This window comes from Streptomyces sp. NPDC046203, from assembly GCF_040646255.1.
In the GTDB taxonomy this organism is placed as follows: Bacteria; Actinomycetota; Actinomycetes; order Streptomycetales; family Streptomycetaceae; genus Streptomyces.
Window position 1 is genome coordinate 75,163 of record NZ_JBEYZX010000026.1, and the last position, 16,877, is coordinate 92,039.

Here is a 16,877-nt window from a genome sequence, read left to right on the forward strand (position 1 = left end):
CGGGCGACGGGTCGGGGCCGGGCGGTTCTGGAAAATGGATACTAGTTTTCTCATTGTGGAAGTTCAACGGTTGTCGATTGTCGGGAGTCTTCAGGTCGACACCCCATGGCGGGGGCTTCGGCGAGGGCTTCGAGGGGCCCCGGTCCGCTCACTCCAGACGCGCCAGATCCGCCGCCGTGTCGATGTCGTACGGCTCGGCGACCTCCGAGCAGTCCACGAGGGTGATCGCGTCCCGGTGCGCCGCCAGATACCCGCGCGCCCCCTGGTCCCCTACCGCCCCTGCCACGACCCCGGCCCAGTGCGCCGCGCCGAACAGCACCGGATGCCCACGCCGCCCCCGGTACGAGGCCGCGGCCAGGGTGTCGCGCCCTTGGTACGCCGCCCGAACCCGCGCCACGGCCGCCGCGCCGATCCCCGGCTGGTCCACCAGGGACACGAGGACCGCGTCGAACTCGTCGGGGTGGGCGCCCAGCGCGTCCAGCCCCGCCCGCAGCGACGACCCCATGCCCTCGGCCCACCCGGCGTTGTCCACCAGGACGCACGCGGGCAGCCGCGCCTCCTGCCGTACCCGCTCCGCGCCCGCGCCGAGCACCACGTACACCGCCCCGCAACCGCCGTCCCACAGAGCCCGCGCCGCGTGCTCGACGAGCGGGCGGCCCCGGTGGGGGAGCAGCGCCTTGGGGCGCCCGCCGAGCCGCCGGCCGCCGCCGGCCGCGAGCAGCAGCCCGGCGACCCGGGGCGTCGTCGTCACGTGAGGTCCTGCCGTCTCATCCGTCATAGGGGAGTGCATACCGCATCAGGGGCGGACCACTCGGATGCCTGAAAGTCGGGACGCGTGCTGGCGCGCCGGGCGAACAAGGGAGTTAACTGGCCCGCAACCCCGGACGACCGGCCATCGCCCGACCGCCGGCCGAACGGGACCGGCACAGGAGCGTGCACGAAGGGGGTGGGGCACCCCCTGGGGGGAGAGTCGTGTTGCGAAGTGTGGGGCAGCGGCCGCAGGCCGCCGACGACCTGGATCCGCGGGTGGCCGAACTGCGCGCCGCCGTGACCCGGCTCAGGCGTGAACTCGCCGGAAATAGGCAAGAGTTCGCCGACCGGGTGATCGCGGAGGACGAACTGGCCGCACTCGACGCGATGGCGTTGAGCGGCATCCCGGAGGTGTGGCGGTTGCGCCGCTCGCTGCTGCTGATCGCGGGCGCGGTCGGCTCCGTCAGCGCGCTCGCCGAGGGGCTCACGGCCGTGCGGTGCGCCGTCGAACTCTTCGGCCCGTCGAACCAGGCACCGGCCCAGCCGCCGGTGGCGCACCCGGGGCGGTCCGTGCCATAGGGGCTGTCCGGGTGGCCGGGTGGCCGGGTAGCCAGGTAGTCGGCTGTCCGGCGGGGCGGCGCGGGTCGGGCGGGATGGTGCGGGTCAGGCGGTGCGGGCCGGGGACCCGGGGTCAGCGCCTGATCAGCCGGCGTGCCGTCGCCGCCGCGACCGCCGCCGTCCGGGAGTCCACGCCCAGCTTGGCGAAGACATGCACCAGATGGGACTTCACCGTCGCCTGGCTGAGGAACAGGGCCTTGCTGATCTGCTGGTTGGACAGGCCCTCGCCGACCAGCTGGAGGACCTCCAACTCGCGTTTGGTCAGCGCCTCCGCCGGGGTGCGCATCCGGTCCATCAGCCGGTGCGCCACCGCGGGGGCGAGCGCCGACTGCCCGGCGGCGGCCGTCCGTACCGCCGCCGCCAGTTCCTCCGGCGGGGCGTCCTTCAGCAGATAGCCGGAGGCCCCGGCCTCCACCGCCGCGAGGATGTCGGCGTCCGTGTCGTATGTGGTGAGGACGAGCACCCTCGGCCCGCCCGGTACGGCGGTGATCGCGGCGGTCGCCTCCGAGCCGTGCATCCCGGCACCGAACTGGAGATCCATCAGGACCACGTCCACACCCCCGGCGGCGGCCAGCTCGACCGCCCGCTCGGCCGTCGCGGCCTCCGCCGCCACCGTGAAGTCGGGCTCGGTGTCGAGGACGGCCCGCAGCCCGGCCCGTACCACCGGGTGGTCGTCGGCGAGCAGGAGTCGGAGGGGCATGCGTCAGGCTCCGGTCGGCAGGGAGGTGGGGGGCGAAGGCGAAGGCGAGGGAGCGCCGGACACGGATGCGGGCGCGGGTACGGCTCCGGCAGTGGCGGCTCCGGTGGCGGTCGCGGTGGCCGGGTCCGGGAGGGGCAGGGTGACGGCCACGGCGGTGCCTTGCCCCGGCGCGGACTCGACCGTGAACACGCCGCCGAGGGACTCCGCCCGCGACCGCATCGCGGGCAGCCCGAAGCCGCCCTCCGCGGACGGCCGCGCGGGGCGCGGCGCGACCGGGTCGAAACCCGTGCCGTCGTCCACCACGTCCAGCGTCACGGACCCGGCCATGAACGACAGCGTGATCTCCGCGCGCGAGGCCGCGGCGTGCCGCACCGTGTTCGCCAGTGCCGACTGGGCGATCCGCAGCAACGCCACCTCGTACGGGGTGGGCAGCTCGACCGGGGTCCCGCTCACCGAGAACCGCACCCGGGGCCCGGCCGTACCGTCGGCACCGGCCGACCCGCCGCCCGCCTCCGTGCCGACCGGCCCACCTGTACCGGCAGGCTCGCCCACACCGTCCGGCCCACCCGAACCGTCCGGCCCACTGGCACCCTCCGCCTCACCCGAACCCTCTGGTCCACCCGTCCCGTGCGTCGCGCACAGCCGTTCCAGCGCCCCGGCGAGCGAGCCGTGCTCCAGGCCGGGCGGGGCGAGTGCCCGTACGAAGCGCCGTGCCTCCGCCAGGTTGTCCTGGGCGGCCCGTCGCGCGCGGTCGATGTGCCCGGCGGCCGGGGATCCCGCCGGCAGCGTCCGCTCGGCGGCCCGCAGCAGCAATTGGATCGAGGACAGCCCCTGGGCCAGCGTGTCGTGGATTTCCCGGGCCAGCCGCTCCCGCTCCGCGAGCGTGCCCGCGTGCCGCTCGGCCGCCGCCAGCTCGGCCCGGGTCGAGATCAGTTCGTCGATCAGCCGGCGCCGTCGCTCGCTCTCCCGGTACAGCGCCTGGAAGCCGAGCACGGTCGCCACCGCGACCGCCGCCCCGAGCAGCGGCCCGATGAAGACCCCCGGGCTGAGCGCGGCCCCGTGCCGTACGTACGACAGGATCGCGGCGCCCGCCGTGAGGGCCACCGCCGGCAGCGACCAGCGGGCCGGCAGGAGATGCAGCTGGAGGAAGTAGAGGGGGAAGGCGAGCCACAGTCCTTCCGGGGTCAGCCACAGCAGGGCCAGCCAGGACAGGAACAGGGCGAGGAGCCAGAGCGCCGCGGCGCGCTGTGACGACCGTACGGCGGGCAGCAGCGATCCGGCCGCGTAGACCGCGCCCGTCACGGCCGCCGCGGCGATCCCGGCGACCGTCTCCGTGCGCAGGGCCGCGAGGACCAGCAGCGCCGCCATCAGCAGATGCAGGCAGAGGCGCAGCGCGCGCAGGGCGGGGGTCGGTGAGCGGGGATCCATGGTTCTTCCAGGGTAGGCGGGACGGAAGAGTGAACCGGACAATCCGGACTCAATCGAAAGTTTGATTACGAAGCCACCCGTGGCGCGATGCCCCGGACGGCCCCGTCCGAGCAGGCTGGGCCCCATGTTCGTGGCATGGAGAGACCTGCGCTTCGCCAAGGGGCGATTCACCTTGATGGGCACCGTGATCGTCCTGATCACCCTGCTCGTCGGACTGCTGTCGGGACTGACCGCCGGGCTCGCCCGCGAGAACATCTCGGCGATCACCGGACTGCCCGCCGACCGGCTGGCCTTCGCCGCGCCGCCCGACGGCCAGTCGGTCTCCTTCACCAATTCGACCGTCACCGCCTCCCAGTGGCGGGCCTGGGCCGGCCGCCCCGGCGTGGCGAGCGCCGCGCCGCTCGGCATCCGTACCCTCAACGGCGTCGCGGGCGACCGGACCGCCGCCCTCTCCGCCTTCGGTACGGAGCCGGGCGCGGGCCTCGCCCCCGAGAGCGGGCGGCTCGGGCCGGGCCGGGCGGTGCTCTCGGCGTCGGCGGCGCGGGAGCTGCGGGTCACGGAAGGGGAGCGGGTCCGGCTCGGCCCCGTGGACGTCACCGTCGCGGCGATCGCCGGGGACGCCTCGTACAGCCACACGCCCGTCGTGTGGACCTCGCTCGACGACTGGCAGCGGCTCGGCCGGGGCGAGGGCGCCAAGGAGGCGCAGGCCACCGTGATCGCGCTCACCGGTTCGGGCTCCGGCTTCGGCTCCGGTTCCGGTGCCGGCTCCGGGGTCGACTGGGCGGCCGGGGACCGGGCCGCCGGCACGGCGGCGCGGACCGTCGACGAGGCCCTTGGCGCCATAGGGTCGTACCAGGCCGAGAACGGCTCGCTCCAGCTGATGCGCGGTTTCCTCTTCGTCATCTCCGCGCTGGTCATGGGTGCCTTCTTCACCGTCTGGACCATTCAGCGCAGTGCCGACGTCGCCGTGCTCAAGGCGCTCGGCGCCTCCACCCCGTATCTGCTGAAGGACGCCCTCGGCCAGGCCGTGGTGATGCTCGGCGCGGGCACCCTGCTCGGCACCGGGTTCGCCGTCGGCATCGGCGCGCTGATCAGCGGCGGCGACGTGCCGTTCGTCCTGCGGCCGTCGACCGTGCTCGGCCCGGCCGCCGTGATGATCGTGCTCGGAGTCCTCGGCTCGGCCCTGTCCATCCGGCGGATCACCGCCGTCGACCCCCTGACCGCGCTCGGGAGCGCCCGATGAGCCTGCTGCTCGACGATGTGACCCTCACCTATCCGGACGGCGACGGCCGGCTCACCGCACTCGACGCGGTGTCCCTCACCGTGCCCGCCGGCACCCTCACCGCCGTCGTCGGGCCGTCCGGCTCGGGCAAGTCCAGTCTGCTCGCGGTGGCCGCGACCCTGGTCACCCCGGACCGGGGGCGGGTCGTGGTGGCCGGCACGGACACCGGAACGCTCGGTCCGGCCGCCAAGGCGGAGCTGCGGCGGGGCCGGATCGGCATCGTCTTCCAGCAGCCGAACCTGCTGCCGTCGCTCAGCGCCCTCGAACAGCTCCAGGTGATGGCCCACCTCTCCGGGCGCCGGCCGCGCGCCGTGCGGGACCGGGCCCTGGAACTCCTGGACGCGGTGGACCTCGCCGGCCAGGCCCACCGCCGGCCCCACCAGCTCTCCGGCGGCCAGCGCCAGCGCGTCAACATCGCGCGGGCCCTGATGAACGAGCCGGCCGTCCTCCTCGTCGACGAGCCGACGAGCGCCCTGGACCACGAGCGGGGCGCGGCCGTCATGGCGCTCCTCGCCCGGCTGACCGAGGAGCGGGGGACGGCGACGGTGCTGGTCACGCACGATCGCGCGCACCTGGGGCGGGCGGACCGCACGGTGACGGTACGGGACGGACGGCTGACCGAGGAGGCCGGTCCGGGGCCGGGTCCGGGGCCAGGCGCTGGGACGGTCACCGGGCCGGTCGTCGGCGGGGCGGCGGACCTGACGGTCTGAGCGATGCGGGGTCGTACGGACGAGGGCCCCGGAACCCAAGGTCAGCGGTTCCGGGGCCCTTCCGCCCCTGTCTTCTACGGCGTACGAGCGGAGTTGTACGCCGTAAGAGTGCGGTGCCCGTTCAGTTCCGGCCGCCGCCCAGGGAGCCCGAAGTGCTCGCCAGCGCCGCCGACAGTTCCCGCGCGACCTGCTGGAGGACCGGGACGATCCGCTCGGTCGCCGCCTCCGTGACCCGGCCGGCCGGGCCCGAGATGGAGATGGCCGCCGCCGTGGGGGAGTCGGGCACCGGGACGGCGAGGCAGCGGACGCCGATCTCCTGCTCGTTGTCGTCGACCGCGTATCCGCTCTCACGCACCACCGTCAGGGCGTCGAGGAATCCCTCGGGCGTGGTGATCGTCCGGTCGGTGGCGGCGGGCATGCCGGTGCGGGCGAGCAGCGCGCGCACCTCGTCGGCGGGGGTGTGCGCGAGCAGCGCCTTGCCGACCCCGGTGGTGTGCGGCAGCACCCGGCGGCCGACCTCCGTGAACATGCGCATCGAGTGCTTGGACGGCACCTGGGCGACGTACACGACCTCGTCGCCGTCGAGCAGGGCCATGTTCGCCGTCTCGCCGGTCTCCTCGACGAGCCGCGCCAGATAAGGACGGGCCCAGGTGCCGAGCAGCCGGGAGGCGGACTCGCCGAGCCGGATCAGACGGGGGCCGAGGGCGTACCGGCGGTTGGGCTGCTGGCGGACGTAACCGCAGGCCACGAGGGTGCGCATCAGCCGGTGGATCGTCGGCAGCGGCAGCCCGCTGCCGGCGGAGAGCTCGCTCAGTCCGACCTCGCCGCCCGCGTCGGCCATCCGCTCCAGAAGGTCGAAGGCACGTTCGAGGGACTGGACGCCACCGCTCGCGGCGGCGGGCTTGGCGGCGTCGGTGGCGCGGGCGCTGGACGTCGGCACGGCAACGGTCCTTTCGGGGCAGGCGGGCGAGGCAGCAGCCTACCGGGCGCCCGGGCCGCGCACACGGCCCAGGTCCCGGCATCCGGGCCGGTCAGCGGGGCTTTCGCGGCCCGCCGACGGCTGCCCGCCAGGGGGCCTGGACCACCCCTCCGCAGGACCCTCGGCGACGGAAGAGGTTTCTTCTGTGCGGAATCACCCTTCCGCTTCACGGAACGACGGCGCTCGCGGATATCGCTCCGCGGCCCCGCCGGACGTCCGCCGGACGGACCCTTGACGGCCGGTGGCCGGGTGCGCAGACTCCTTCAACAGTTCGTTGAATCCCGTTTCGGGAAGAAGCGGGCCGATGAAGAAGATGAAGAAGATGAAGAAGAAGGGGAAGGGGTACGGGTGGACGTCGACCTGGTCCTGCGCTCGACACGCGTCATCACCCCCGGCGGAACCCGCCCGGCGTCGATCGCCGTCTCCGGCGGGACGATCGCGGCCGTCCTGCCCCACGACGCCCCCGTTCCGGCGGGCGCGCGCCTGGAGGACGTCGGCGACCACGCCGTCCTGCCCGGCCTCGTCGACACCCACGTCCATGTGAACGATCCCGGCCGCACCGCCTGGGAGGGCTTCTGGACCGCGACCCGCGCCGCGGCCGCCGGCGGCATCACCACCCTGCTCGACATGCCGCTCAACTCGCTGCCGCCCACCACCACCGTCGGCCACCTGCGGGTCAAACAGGACGTCGCCCGCGCCAAGGCGCACATCGACGTCGGCTTCTGGGGCGGCGCCGTCCCCGACAACGTCAAGGACCTGCGCCCCCTGCACGACGCCGGAGTCTTCGGCTTCAAGTGCTTCCTGTCGCCCTCCGGCGTCGACGAGTTCCCGCGACTGGACCAGGAGCGGCTGGCCGCCGCGCTCGCCGAACTCGCCGCGTTCGACGGTCTGATGATCGTGCACGCCGAGGATCCGAGTGAGCTGGACTCCGCTCCCCAGAAGGCGGGTGCCGCGTACGCCGACTTCCTCGCCTCCCGGCCGCGAGCCGCCGAGAACGCCGCCATCCGGAACCTGATCGACCAGGCTCGCCGGCTGCGCGCCCGCGTCCACGTCCTCCATCTGTCCTCGGCGGACGCGCTGCCGCTCCTCGCCGCAGCCAAGGCCGAGGGCGTACGGATCACCGTCGAGTCCTGCCCCCACTTCCTCACCCTCACGGCCGAGGAGATCCCGGACGGCGCGACCGAGTTCAAGTGCTGCCCGCCCATCCGCGAGGCCGCCAACCAGGACCTGCTCTGGCAGGGCCTCGCCGACGGCACCATCGACTGTGTGGTCTCCGACCACTCGCCGTCCACCGCCGACCTGAAGACCGGCGACTTCGCCACCGCCTGGGGCGGCATCTCCTCCCTCCAGCTCGGGCTTCCCGCGATCTGGACCGAGGCCCGCCGTCGCGGCCACACCCTTCAGGACGTCGCCCGCTGGATGTCCACCGGCCCCGCCCGGCTCGCCGGTCTCGACCGGAAGGGCGCCATCGAGGCGGGGCGCGACGCCGACTTCGCCGTCCTCGCCCCGGACGCCACCTTCACCGTCGACCCCGCCGGCCTCCAGCACAAGAACCGCGTCACCGCCTACGCCGGCCGGACGCTGCACGGCGTGGTGACGGCCACCTGGCTGCGCGGCGAACGGATCCACGACCGAGGGGTGCTGAGCGAGCCGGGCGGACGGCTGCTGACGCGGAGGGACCGGCCGCACGCCCCCGGCCGCTGACGCGGGCGACCGGCCGGGCGGTGGGCGACGTACGAGAGGAAGCCGGTTCCCGTTCCCCGGCCCCCTCCCGTACGGCGCCCCTCGCCCGTACGTGTTCCTCCGCCCGCGTCCCTCCCCCGCGTCCTCCTGCCGCGCGGGCCGCCCTCGCCGCGACGCGTCACGCCGCGTGGCCGCCGTCCACCGCGAACTCCGCGCCCGTCACATACGTGGCGTCCGGGCCCGCGAGGAAGGCGATCATCGCGGCCACCTCCTCCGGGGTACCGAAGCGGCCGAGGGCCGTCACGGCGGCCTGGCCCTCCGCGTACGGGCCGTCGGCCGGGTTCATGTCGGTGTCGATCGGACCCGGGTGGACGATGTTCGCGGTGATGCCGCGCCCGCCCAGCTCCCGGGCCAGCGCCTTCGTCAGTCCGACCAGCGCGGACTTGCTCGTCGCGTACAGCGTGCCGCCCGGCCCGGGGACCCGCTGGACCATGCAGCTGCCGACCGTGATGATCCTGCCGCCCCGTTCCATGCGCGCGGCGGCCGCCTGCGCGGCCAGGAAGGCACCGCGGACGTTCACCGCGAACACCCGGTCGGCCTCCGCCAGGGTCAGCGACTCCAGCGGGCCGAGAACGCCGACCCCGGTGTTGTTGACGAGTACGTCCAGCCGGCCGAGGGCGTCGGCCGCCCAGGCCACGGCCCCGGCCGCGTCGCCCGCGTCGGCGGCGTCGGCCCGCAGGGCCAGGGCCTTGCCGCCGACCGCCTCGATCCTGGCCGTGACCTCGCGTGCCCGCTCCTCGCCCTGGACGTAGGTGAAGGCGACATGCGCGCCCTCCTCGGCGAGCCGGACGGCCGTCGCCGCGCCGATACCCCGGCTGCCGCCGGTGACCAGGACCGTCTTGCCGCTCATCGTGGACATGCGAACTCCTCGTGATTTCCCGATGTTCTGTGCAGCGCTTGTCGTTGCGAGTTCAATGAAACGCGGGGTGCGGCCCCCTCACCGGCGGCAATCGGACACCGAGGCGGACCGCCGGCGAGCGCCGCCGGGAAGCGCGTCCGGCGCGGGTGGGACACGATGGTCGGCAACGGAAAGGGCACCCCCATGGCCACCCTGAGCCTCACCCAGTTCGTCACCCTCGACGGTGTCCAGCAGGGCCCCGGCGGGCCCGACGAGGACACCAGGGGCGGCTTCGACCTCGGCGGCTGGTCGATGCCGTACGGCGACGAGGACTTCGGCCGCTTCATCACCGAGGTGTTCGAGCGGCCCACCGCGTTCCTCCTCGGCCGCCGCACCTACGACATCTTCGCCGGATACTGGCCGGAGCGGACCGACCCCGAGGACCTCATCGCGCGCCGGCTCAACACCCTCCCCAAGTACGTCGCCTCCACCACCCTCACCGAGGCGGACTGGGACGGCACCAGCATCCTGCGGGGCGATGTCGCCCTGGAGGTCGCGGAACTCAAACGGCGGTTCGACGGCGAGATCCAGATGCACGGCAGCGCCGCGCTCGCCCGCACCCTCCTCGACCACGGACTGATCGACACCCTGCACCTCTGCGTCTTCCCGGTCGTCCTCGGCAAGGGCCGCCGCCTCTTCGAGGCCGGTGCCACCCCGGCCGCCTTCCGGCTCACCGATCTGCGCCGCACCGCGTCGGGCCTCGCCCTCCACACGTACGAGCAGGCGGGCCGGCCCACCTACGGGACCGTGGGATAGCCGGGACCGCGGGATAGCCGGGGCGGCTGCGGAGGCGGGGCAGCCGGGCCCGGGACTCGGCCGGCGCGGCCCGGTACCGTGATCATCCCCGTGTGAGAGCCGTCGAAGTCTCCACCGCGTACGCCCTGTTGGAGACCTCCGCCCATGACCGCTTCCCCGGCCTTCGCCGCCCCCGCGTCCCTCGGCGCCCCGCGCCGCGCCTGGCTCACCGATCTGCCCGTCCTGCTGGTCGCGGTGGTGTGGGGCGGCAGTTACCTGGCCGCCAAGGGCATCACCACCGCCTCCACCGTCCTCGCCGTCCTGACCCTGCGGTTCGCGGTGGTCCTGCCCGTCCTCGTCGTTGCCGGACGGCGCGGACTGCGGGCGCTGACGGCGGCCCAGTGGCGCGGCGCGGCCCTCCTCGGGCTGATCCTCGCCGGGGTGTTCCTGCTGGAGACATACGGAGTCGTCCACACCTCCGCCACCAACGCGGGCCTGATCATCAGCCTCACCATGATCCTCACCCCGCTCGCCGAGGCGGCCGTGAACCGCACCCGGCCGCCCCGCGCCTTTCTGGCCGCCGCCGCGCTGTCCGTCACGGGCGTGGTCCTGCTCACCCAGGGCGGCGGCTTCACCGCGCCCTCGTCCGGCGACCTGCTCATGCTGCTCGCGGCGCTCGCCCGCACCGCGCACGTCCTCGTGATGTCCCGCATCAGGTCCGTCGAGACCGCCGGGTCGCTCTCCCTCACCACCGTCCAACTCGGCTCCGCCGTCGGTGTCTTCGCCCTCCTCGCCGCGCTCCAGGGAATCGGGGGCGGCGCGGGCGCGGCGCCGTGGGACGTGGCGCGCGCCTTCGGTCCGCGCGAGTGGGCGGGGCTCCTGTTCCTCTCCGTCTTCTGTACGCTCTTCGCCTTCTTCGTGCAGATGTGGGCCGTCCGCCGCACTTCCCCGTCCCGGGTCGGCCTGCTGCTCGGCACCGAGCCGCTGTGGGCCGCTGCCGCCGGTATCGCCCTGGCGGGCGACCGGCCCGGTGTCCTCGGTCTGGCCGGCGCCATCCTCGTGCTCGCGGGCACCGGTTGGGGGCGTCGCGCCGCCGACGAGGGTGCGCGATAGGTTGGCGGACCATGATTCCCCATGACGAAATCGTCACGTTGCGCGACCGCTCGCAGTCCACGATGGGAGCCGGGATCTTCCTGCTCGTCCTGGCCGGGCTGTTATGGGCCTGGTGCGCGCTTCTGCTCCTTGTCCCGTACACCGGCTCCGGTTCCAAGATGTCCGCGCCGGACTGCGAGGCCCTGATCGGCGCCCCCTACGAGCAGTTGCACGCGCCTTACGGACGCGGCGCCTGCGTGGAGGAGCGCGACTGGCCCGAGCTCCTCGGCATCCTCGCCCTCTCCCTCCCCTTCGCCACCGCCGGCGGCATGACCTACGCCCGCGGCGCGGCCACCCGCCGGATCTGCGTCCTTCTTCTCGCCCAGCACCCGAGCGGCGAGTAGCAAGGCACGCCCGGAGTCGGGGCGTTGGCACGGAAGGGCAGCCCGCCGGGCAACGGCCGGGGCGGCCGTCAAGCCGAGCCGGAACAGTGGCGGTCCAGTGACACTTCTCGGGCACGGGAGCCGTCCGCGCTCCCGCCCACGCCTCTGACCTGCGGTCTTCGCTTCTTTCGTGCCGCGCCGCGCCGCCAGGGGGATTGTCAGGTTCCAGACATGCCGGTTTCGGACAGTGAACGACCGTACTGCAATCGGTAGTTGTCCTTACAGACTGGGCGGCGCCCGCGGATGCCCTCTTGGGCACCTCGAAAGGAGTCCCCCGTGAAGAAGACCCTGACCGTGGCGGCGAGCCTGGTGCTCGCCGCGACCTGTGGCCTTGGCATGTCGCTTCCCGCGCAGGCCGCAGACATGAACGACGCGACCTCGGCGAGCCAGTCGGCGCCGGCCGGCTTCGACATGTCCAGCCTGACGCCGCAGCAGCAGGCGATCGTCGACCGGATCGAGGCCAAGCTCCCCGCCGACTGGCAGTCCCGCCTCCAGGCGGCCCGCGCGAAGCACGGCCTGGGCGACCAGGAGTGGACGTCCTTCCGTGACAGCGCCATCAACCCGGGCGACTACCAGTGCAAGACCACCGCCCTGTCGACGTACGCCGACTCCCTTCTCGACGGCGTGGACCCGTTCGTCGTCTTCATCCTCGCCATCTACGGCGGCTTCGACATGCCGACCTACGACGCGCTGCTCTTCGGCAAGGAGTCGTCGAGCAACACCTTCGGCGTCAAGGGTGAGTACACCCAGAAGCTCAACTCCGAGATGAAGAACCTCAAGCGTTTCTGGGACATCGACTCGAGCAAGATCGGGATGATGCCCATGCACGGCGCGGACGTCTTCGCCGACCGTGACCGGCTCTCCCGTACGCTCGCGGTCCTGTACGGCGGCACGCCGGCGGAGAACCTGGACCTGGCGGACATGTTCATCGAGCTGGTCGACTCGGAGCCGGCCCTCCAGCGCGGCGCCAACCCGATCTTCACCTTCAACGCCTTCGCCTACAGCGAGAAGGACGACCCGGCGCCGATGGGCATCAGCGACCGGATCATCATGGGTGACGGCATCCTGCAGGCCATGTCCGCGATCGGCCTCGGCGACGTGGCCCCGCGCGGCATCCTGGGCCACGAGTTCGGCCACCACGTGCAGTACCAGAAGGACCTCTTCGAGAGCGACCTGACGGGCCCGGAGGCCACCCGCCGCACCGAGCTGATGGCGGACGCGTTCGGCACGTACTACCTGACCCACTCCCGCGGCGAGTCGCTGAACGCCGCCCGGGTCATGAGCGCCCAGAAGTCGTTCTACGAGGTCGGCGACTGCAGCTTCACCAGCTCGGGCCACCACGGCACCCCCAACCAGCGCTTCAACTCCTCCAGCTGGGGCGCGAGCGTGGCCAACGACGCGCCGAACCAGGGTCACATCCTGCCGGCCCTCACCCTCGACAAGATGTTCGAGGCCAAGCTGCCGGACCTGGTCAAGCCGGACGCCAACTGACGGACGCCAACTGACGGCTGCCGACTGACGCCACGCCACAGGCCGTCCGGGATCCGGACGGCTGAGCGGCCGGGCGGCTGAAGACCCGCGCGGGGCGGGCCGGAGATCACACACCGGCCCGGCCCGCGCGTTCCCATACGCGTGAACGCCCCCGTACACGCTCACAGCCAGCCGTGGCGATTGGCCTGGACGCCGAGCTGGAAACGGGTCTTGGCGCCCAGCATCTCCTGGAGCCGGGCGATGCGCCGGGCCACGGTCCGCTCGCTCACCCCGAGTTCACGGGCGATCGACTCGTCGGTCAGCCCCGCGCTCAGATAGCTGAGCAACTGCCGTCCCTCGGGCGTGGCTTCACTCCCGACGGCCTCACCGGCCGGCGGCAGCGGCACGGCGATCCGCCAGTACGACTCGAAGACGCCGATCACCCCGTCCAGCAGCCCCGACGGCTGAACGACGACACTGTGATGCCCCATGCCGTCCGGAGCGGCGACGGACACGACGGCGAAACGGTCGTCGCAGACCAGCACGTTCAGCGCGACATCGGGGAAGACCCGCGCCTGCTCCCCGTGCGCGACACAGTCCCGTGCCACCTCCAACGCGTGCGGATTCTGCAGGATGTTGGCGCTGTACACCACCCGGTAGGAGACGCCCCGGTCGAGCGCGTCCAGGGTGCCCGGCCCGACCTCCGGCACCCGCTCGCCACCGCCCACCGGACCGATCGACAGCGCCCGCACCTGCTCCACGGCCTCGCCGTGCACCCGCAGTTGCACCGCCTTGGGCCGGCCGGAGGTGTCGACGACCTCGACGTAACTCGATCCGGCGGTGTGGTCGAGCCAGAACCGGGACAGGGTCGTCGCGCTCTCGTACGCGATCCTGGCCTGGCGCGCCCGCCGCTCGGCGACGGCCTCCAGAACGGCCCGGGGCGGCTGGGCCGTCAGCCTGCCGTTCCTGCGCGCGACCAGACCGATGTCGCTCAACTCGTCGACCGCGTCCGTCAGTTCGCCCGGCGGAGGGCCGGCGGGCGGCGCCGGCCGGTCGGTCAGCTCGGCCAGGGTCCGCGGACCCCGCTCCACGAGCGAGAGATAGACGGCCTCCGCTGTCGCGGAGAGACCGAGAGCCTGCAACGGACGCCCTGCGCGCATGTTCCCCCGACCCGGCGGCGCCGCTCGGCGGCGGCCCCCTCGGCCCCGAGTCCCCATCCCCGGTGGCCGTCACTCCGTTGAAATTTGAAGGGCGCCAGAGTAACACCACAAGATCATGCGCACGGCGGGGATTTTCCCGCCCTGGCTCGCGCTTCGACTCGCGCTTCGACTCGTGCCTCGACTCGTGCCTCGGCTCGTGTCCCGGCCCGCGCCCCGGTGCGGCCCCTCACGCCCGTACCCGGTCCGAGACGACCATGATCACCAGCCCCAGCGCCGCGATCACGATGTTCGCGAACAGCTCCCGCCCTTCCAGGAACCACACGTGATCCGTCAGCAGCCGGGTCGCCCCCATCAGCCTGAACCAGCCCCCGGTCAGCTCACGGAGCACCCCGCAGACGCCGAAGACCATCACCAGAAAGCCCGTGACCTCGAGAATCCTCTTCATGCCGCCGATCATGGTCCGGCCCCGCCGCGCCCCGCGTCGGCCACCGGTATCCGGTCCGACCCCGGCCGTACGACCGAAGTATCCGGCCCCGCGACTTTGGTATCGCCCCGCCGCCGCACACCCCCGCAGCCGCCCTCACCTGCGTACATTTCGGGTATGACACGCACGGCACGCCCGGACCGCCACACCTGGCTGTTCCCCTCCCACCTGGTCGAGGCCGCCCGCCACGGGGGCCCCGGGCCGGAGCAGGGGCGGCCGCGGCGCACCGTACGGGACTGGGTGGTCGACACCACGATCTTCCTGCTCGCCGCGCTCGTCGGCGTACTCGCCGCCGACAGCAGCGCCCCGTACAACAGCGAGGTCGTCAACCTCCTCGACCAGATCGCCGGCGGGCTCGCGTGCTGCGCCCTGTGGCTGCGCCGTCGCTGGCCCACCGGGCTCGCCGTCGCCCTGAGCGCCGTCGGTGTCTTCGCGCCCACCGCGGGCGGCGCGATGCTCGCCGCCCTGTTCAGCGTCGCCGTACGTCGTCCCTTCCGTGAGGTCGCCTGGATCGGGCTGTTCGCGATCGCCACCTCCACCGTCCAGGCCTTCGTCCGCCCCGAGCCCGGCACCAGCAACCTCCTGGTCATCGGCATCGGGGTCGTCCTCGTCCTCCTCGTCACCGCCTGGGGCATGCTGGTCCGCTCCCGCCGCCAGCTCGTCGAGGCGCTGCGCGACCGTGCCGTACGCGCCGAGGCCGAGTCCGAACTGCGCGCCGAACAGGCCCAGCGGCAGGCCCGCGAGGCCATCGCCCGCGAGATGCACGACGTCCTCGCCCACCGGCTCACCCTGCTCAGCGTGCACGCCGGCGCCCTGGAGTTCCGCCCCGACGCCCCGCCCGAACAGATCGCCCGCGCCGCCGGCGTCATCCGCGACAGCGCCCACGAAGCCCTCCAGGACCTGCGCGAGATCATCGGCGTGCTGCGCGCCCCCGACGAGGAGGGCGGCGCCGCCAACCGCCCCCAGCCCACCCTCGCCACTCTCGACAGCCTGGTCACCGAGGTCCGCGAGGCCGGGATGAGGATCGTCCTCGACTCCGCCGTCGACGACCCCGACACCGTCCCCAACGCCACCGGCCGCACCGTCTACCGGATCGTCCAGGAGGCCCTGACCAACGCCCGCAAACACGCGCCGGGCGCCGAAGTCACCCTCACCCTGCGCGGCCGCCCCGGCGAAGGACTCGTCGTCGACGTCCGCAACCCCGCCCCCGAGGGGCCCGTCCCGCCCGTCCCCGGCTCCGGGCAGGGCCTCATCGGCCTCACCGAACGCGCCACGCTGGCCGGCGGCCGGCTCACCCACGGACCCGCCCCCGACGGCGGCTTCGCCGTGCACGCCTGGCTACCGTGGCCCGTATGACCATCCGGCTGCTCATCGTCGACGACGACCCCCTGGTCCGCGCGGGCCTCGCCCTCATGCTCGGCGGCGCCGAGGACATCGAGATCGTCGGCGAGGGCGCCGACGGCGACGAGGTCCCCGGCCTCGTCGGCCGGCTCGCCCCCGACGTCGTCCTCATGGACATCCGCATGCCGCGGACCGACGGCCTCACCGCCACCGAACGGCTCCGCGCCCGGCCCGGCGCCCCCGAGGTCATCGTCCTCACCACCTTCCACGCCGACGAACAGGTGCTGCGCGCCCTGCGTGCCGGGGCCGCCGGCTTCGTCCTCAAGGACACCCCGCCCGCCGACATCGTCGGCGCCGTACGGCGGGTGGCCGCGGGTGACCCTGTCCTCTCCCCGGCCGTCACCCGCCAGCTCATGACCCATGTCGCCCGGCGGCCGGCCGCCGCCTCCGACGAGGAGGCCGCGACCGAGGCCGCCACACCGCGCCGGGCCGCCGCCCGCCGCCGCCTCGACTCCCTCGCGGCGCGCGAGCGCGATGTCGCCCTCGCCGTCGGCCAGGGCCGCACCAACGCCGAGATCGCCGCCGCCCTCTATATGAGCGTCCCCACGGTCAAGACGCACGTCTCGCGTGTACTGGCGAAGCTCGGCCTCAACAACCGGGTCCAGATCGCCCTGATCGTCCACGACGCCGGCCTGGCCGACCTCCCCGGCGACGAGCCGGACGGCCTCTGATCCAGGCCGACTTGGTCCCCGTGGTAGGGGTGCGAGCGCGCGGTGCCCCGCCAAGTCTGGGGCCCAGCGCCGGTATTCGGCGAACGGGCGGAGCCGGCCGGATTCGAACCGGCGTCCTCGCGGTTTTGGAGACCGCGCGCGTCGACCGCTGCGCTACGGCCCCGCCCGCAGTGATCGTACGGGGCGGGAGCGCGGCGGCATCAGGCGCCCCTAGGGCGTGTTTCGAAAGTCCCTCCTGGCCCGCGACGCCTGGCACGCCCGCTCGCTGCGTTGTCGGAGTCATCCAAGTACGCCCAGTACGAGGATGATCCTC

The 16,877-nt window shown here is 73.4% G+C and carries 17 protein-coding genes and 1 tRNA gene; 10 read left to right on the forward strand and 8 right to left on the reverse strand.

What is annotated here, in order from left to right; translation table 11 throughout:
* Positions 1 to 148 precede the first annotated feature (148 nt).
* Positions 149 to 751, reverse strand: coding sequence for a nucleotidyltransferase family protein (locus ABZ990_RS19665; RefSeq protein ID WP_361232742.1), 603 nt, complete (start codon positions 749 to 751; stop codon positions 149 to 151).
* Positions 752 to 972: 221 nt separating this feature from the next.
* On the opposite strand from ABZ990_RS19665, the gene ABZ990_RS19670 reads away from it, so the two are divergent.
* Positions 973 to 1,329, forward strand: a complete 357-nt coding sequence (locus tag ABZ990_RS19670; protein ID WP_361232745.1) for a DUF5955 family protein — start codon at positions 973 to 975, stop codon at positions 1,327 to 1,329.
* 112 nt (positions 1,330 to 1,441) lie between these two features.
* Here ABZ990_RS19670 and ABZ990_RS19675 read toward each other — a convergent pair whose 3' ends face one another.
* Both ABZ990_RS19675 and ABZ990_RS19680 read right to left on the reverse strand, forming a co-directional pair.
* Positions 1,442 to 2,068, reverse strand: a complete 627-nt coding sequence (locus ABZ990_RS19675; RefSeq protein ID WP_361232748.1) for a response regulator transcription factor — start codon at positions 2,066 to 2,068, stop codon at positions 1,442 to 1,444.
* Positions 2,069 to 2,071: 3 nt separating this feature from the next.
* Positions 2,072 to 3,496 (reverse strand): sensor histidine kinase, encoded by a 1,425-nt coding sequence (locus ABZ990_RS19680; RefSeq protein WP_361232750.1) that lies wholly within the window; start codon positions 3,494 to 3,496, stop codon positions 2,072 to 2,074.
* A 124-nt stretch (positions 3,497 to 3,620) separates the two neighbouring features.
* On the opposite strand from ABZ990_RS19680, the gene ABZ990_RS19685 reads away from it, so the two are divergent.
* Both ABZ990_RS19685 and ABZ990_RS19690 read left to right on the forward strand, forming a co-directional pair.
* Complete coding sequence (locus tag ABZ990_RS19685; RefSeq protein WP_361232753.1) at positions 3,621 to 4,739, forward strand: ABC transporter permease; 1,119 nt, start codon at positions 3,621 to 3,623, stop codon at positions 4,737 to 4,739.
* Positions 4,736 to 5,488, forward strand: coding sequence for an ABC transporter ATP-binding protein (locus tag ABZ990_RS19690; RefSeq protein WP_361232756.1), 753 nt, complete (start codon positions 4,736 to 4,738; stop codon positions 5,486 to 5,488). The genes ABZ990_RS19685 and ABZ990_RS19690 overlap by 4 nt, the downstream gene beginning before the upstream one ends.
* 121 nt (positions 5,489 to 5,609) lie before the next feature.
* On the opposite strand, the gene ABZ990_RS19695 is transcribed toward ABZ990_RS19690, so the two are convergent.
* Positions 5,610 to 6,428, reverse strand: a complete 819-nt coding sequence (locus tag ABZ990_RS19695; RefSeq protein ID WP_361232759.1) for an IclR family transcriptional regulator — start codon at positions 6,426 to 6,428, stop codon at positions 5,610 to 5,612.
* Positions 6,429 to 6,815: 387 nt separating this feature from the next.
* Here ABZ990_RS19695 and allB point away from each other — a divergent pair, with 387 nt between their 5' ends.
* The gene (gene allB, locus ABZ990_RS19700; RefSeq protein ID WP_361232762.1) at positions 6,816 to 8,171 is read left to right on the forward strand and encodes an allantoinase AllB; all 1,356 of its coding nucleotides are present in this window, start codon (positions 6,816 to 6,818) and stop codon (positions 8,169 to 8,171) included.
* A gap of 157 nt (positions 8,172 to 8,328) precedes the next feature.
* Here the strand turns inward: allB and ABZ990_RS19705 are convergent, their stop codons facing one another.
* Positions 8,329 to 9,069 (reverse strand): SDR family oxidoreductase, encoded by a 741-nt coding sequence (locus tag ABZ990_RS19705; protein ID WP_361232765.1) that lies wholly within the window; start codon positions 9,067 to 9,069, stop codon positions 8,329 to 8,331.
* A gap of 183 nt (positions 9,070 to 9,252) precedes the next feature.
* Here ABZ990_RS19705 and ABZ990_RS19710 point away from each other — a divergent pair, with 183 nt between their 5' ends.
* The 4 genes from ABZ990_RS19710 (at position 9,253) to ABZ990_RS19725 (ending at position 12,869) form a co-directional block, all read left to right on the forward strand.
* Positions 9,253 to 9,864 (forward strand): dihydrofolate reductase family protein, encoded by a 612-nt coding sequence (locus tag ABZ990_RS19710; protein WP_361232768.1) that lies wholly within the window; start codon positions 9,253 to 9,255, stop codon positions 9,862 to 9,864.
* 144 nt (positions 9,865 to 10,008) lie between these two features.
* Positions 10,009 to 10,956, forward strand: a complete 948-nt coding sequence (locus tag ABZ990_RS19715; protein WP_361232770.1) for a DMT family transporter — start codon at positions 10,009 to 10,011, stop codon at positions 10,954 to 10,956.
* A gap of 11 nt (positions 10,957 to 10,967) precedes the next feature.
* Complete coding sequence (locus ABZ990_RS19720; protein ID WP_361232773.1) at positions 10,968 to 11,339, forward strand: hypothetical protein; 372 nt, start codon at positions 10,968 to 10,970, stop codon at positions 11,337 to 11,339.
* Positions 11,340 to 11,654: 315 nt separating this feature from the next.
* Positions 11,655 to 12,869: a hypothetical protein gene (locus ABZ990_RS19725; protein ID WP_361232776.1), complete on the forward strand. Its 1,215-nt coding sequence runs from the start codon at positions 11,655 to 11,657 to the stop codon at positions 12,867 to 12,869.
* A gap of 161 nt (positions 12,870 to 13,030) precedes the next feature.
* Here the strand turns inward: ABZ990_RS19725 and ABZ990_RS19730 are convergent, their stop codons facing one another.
* A complete protein-coding gene (locus ABZ990_RS19730; protein WP_361232778.1) occupies positions 13,031 to 14,008 on the reverse strand; it encodes a helix-turn-helix transcriptional regulator in 978 nt (325 codons plus the stop codon).
* Between the two features lie 226 nt (positions 14,009 to 14,234).
* Positions 14,235 to 14,453 carry a hypothetical protein gene (locus ABZ990_RS19735; protein ID WP_361232781.1) on the reverse strand — a complete coding sequence of 73 codons (219 nt, stop codon included), beginning with the start codon at positions 14,451 to 14,453 and terminating at the stop codon, positions 14,235 to 14,237.
* A 156-nt stretch (positions 14,454 to 14,609) separates the two neighbouring features.
* On the opposite strand from ABZ990_RS19735, the gene ABZ990_RS19740 reads away from it, so the two are divergent.
* On the forward strand, positions 14,610 to 15,848 hold the full coding sequence (locus ABZ990_RS19740; protein ID WP_361232784.1) for a histidine kinase: 1,239 nt from the start codon (positions 14,610 to 14,612) through the stop codon (positions 15,846 to 15,848).
* A complete protein-coding gene (locus ABZ990_RS19745) occupies positions 15,845 to 16,564 on the forward strand; it encodes a response regulator transcription factor (protein WP_361232786.1) in 720 nt (239 codons plus the stop codon). Before ABZ990_RS19740 ends, ABZ990_RS19745 begins: the two co-directional genes overlap by 4 nt.
* An 88-nt stretch (positions 16,565 to 16,652) precedes the next feature.
* On the opposite strand, the gene ABZ990_RS19750 is transcribed toward ABZ990_RS19745, so the two are convergent.
* Positions 16,653 to 16,727, reverse strand: a tRNA-Trp gene (locus tag ABZ990_RS19750).
* Between the last annotated feature and the right edge of the window lie 150 nt (positions 16,728 to 16,877).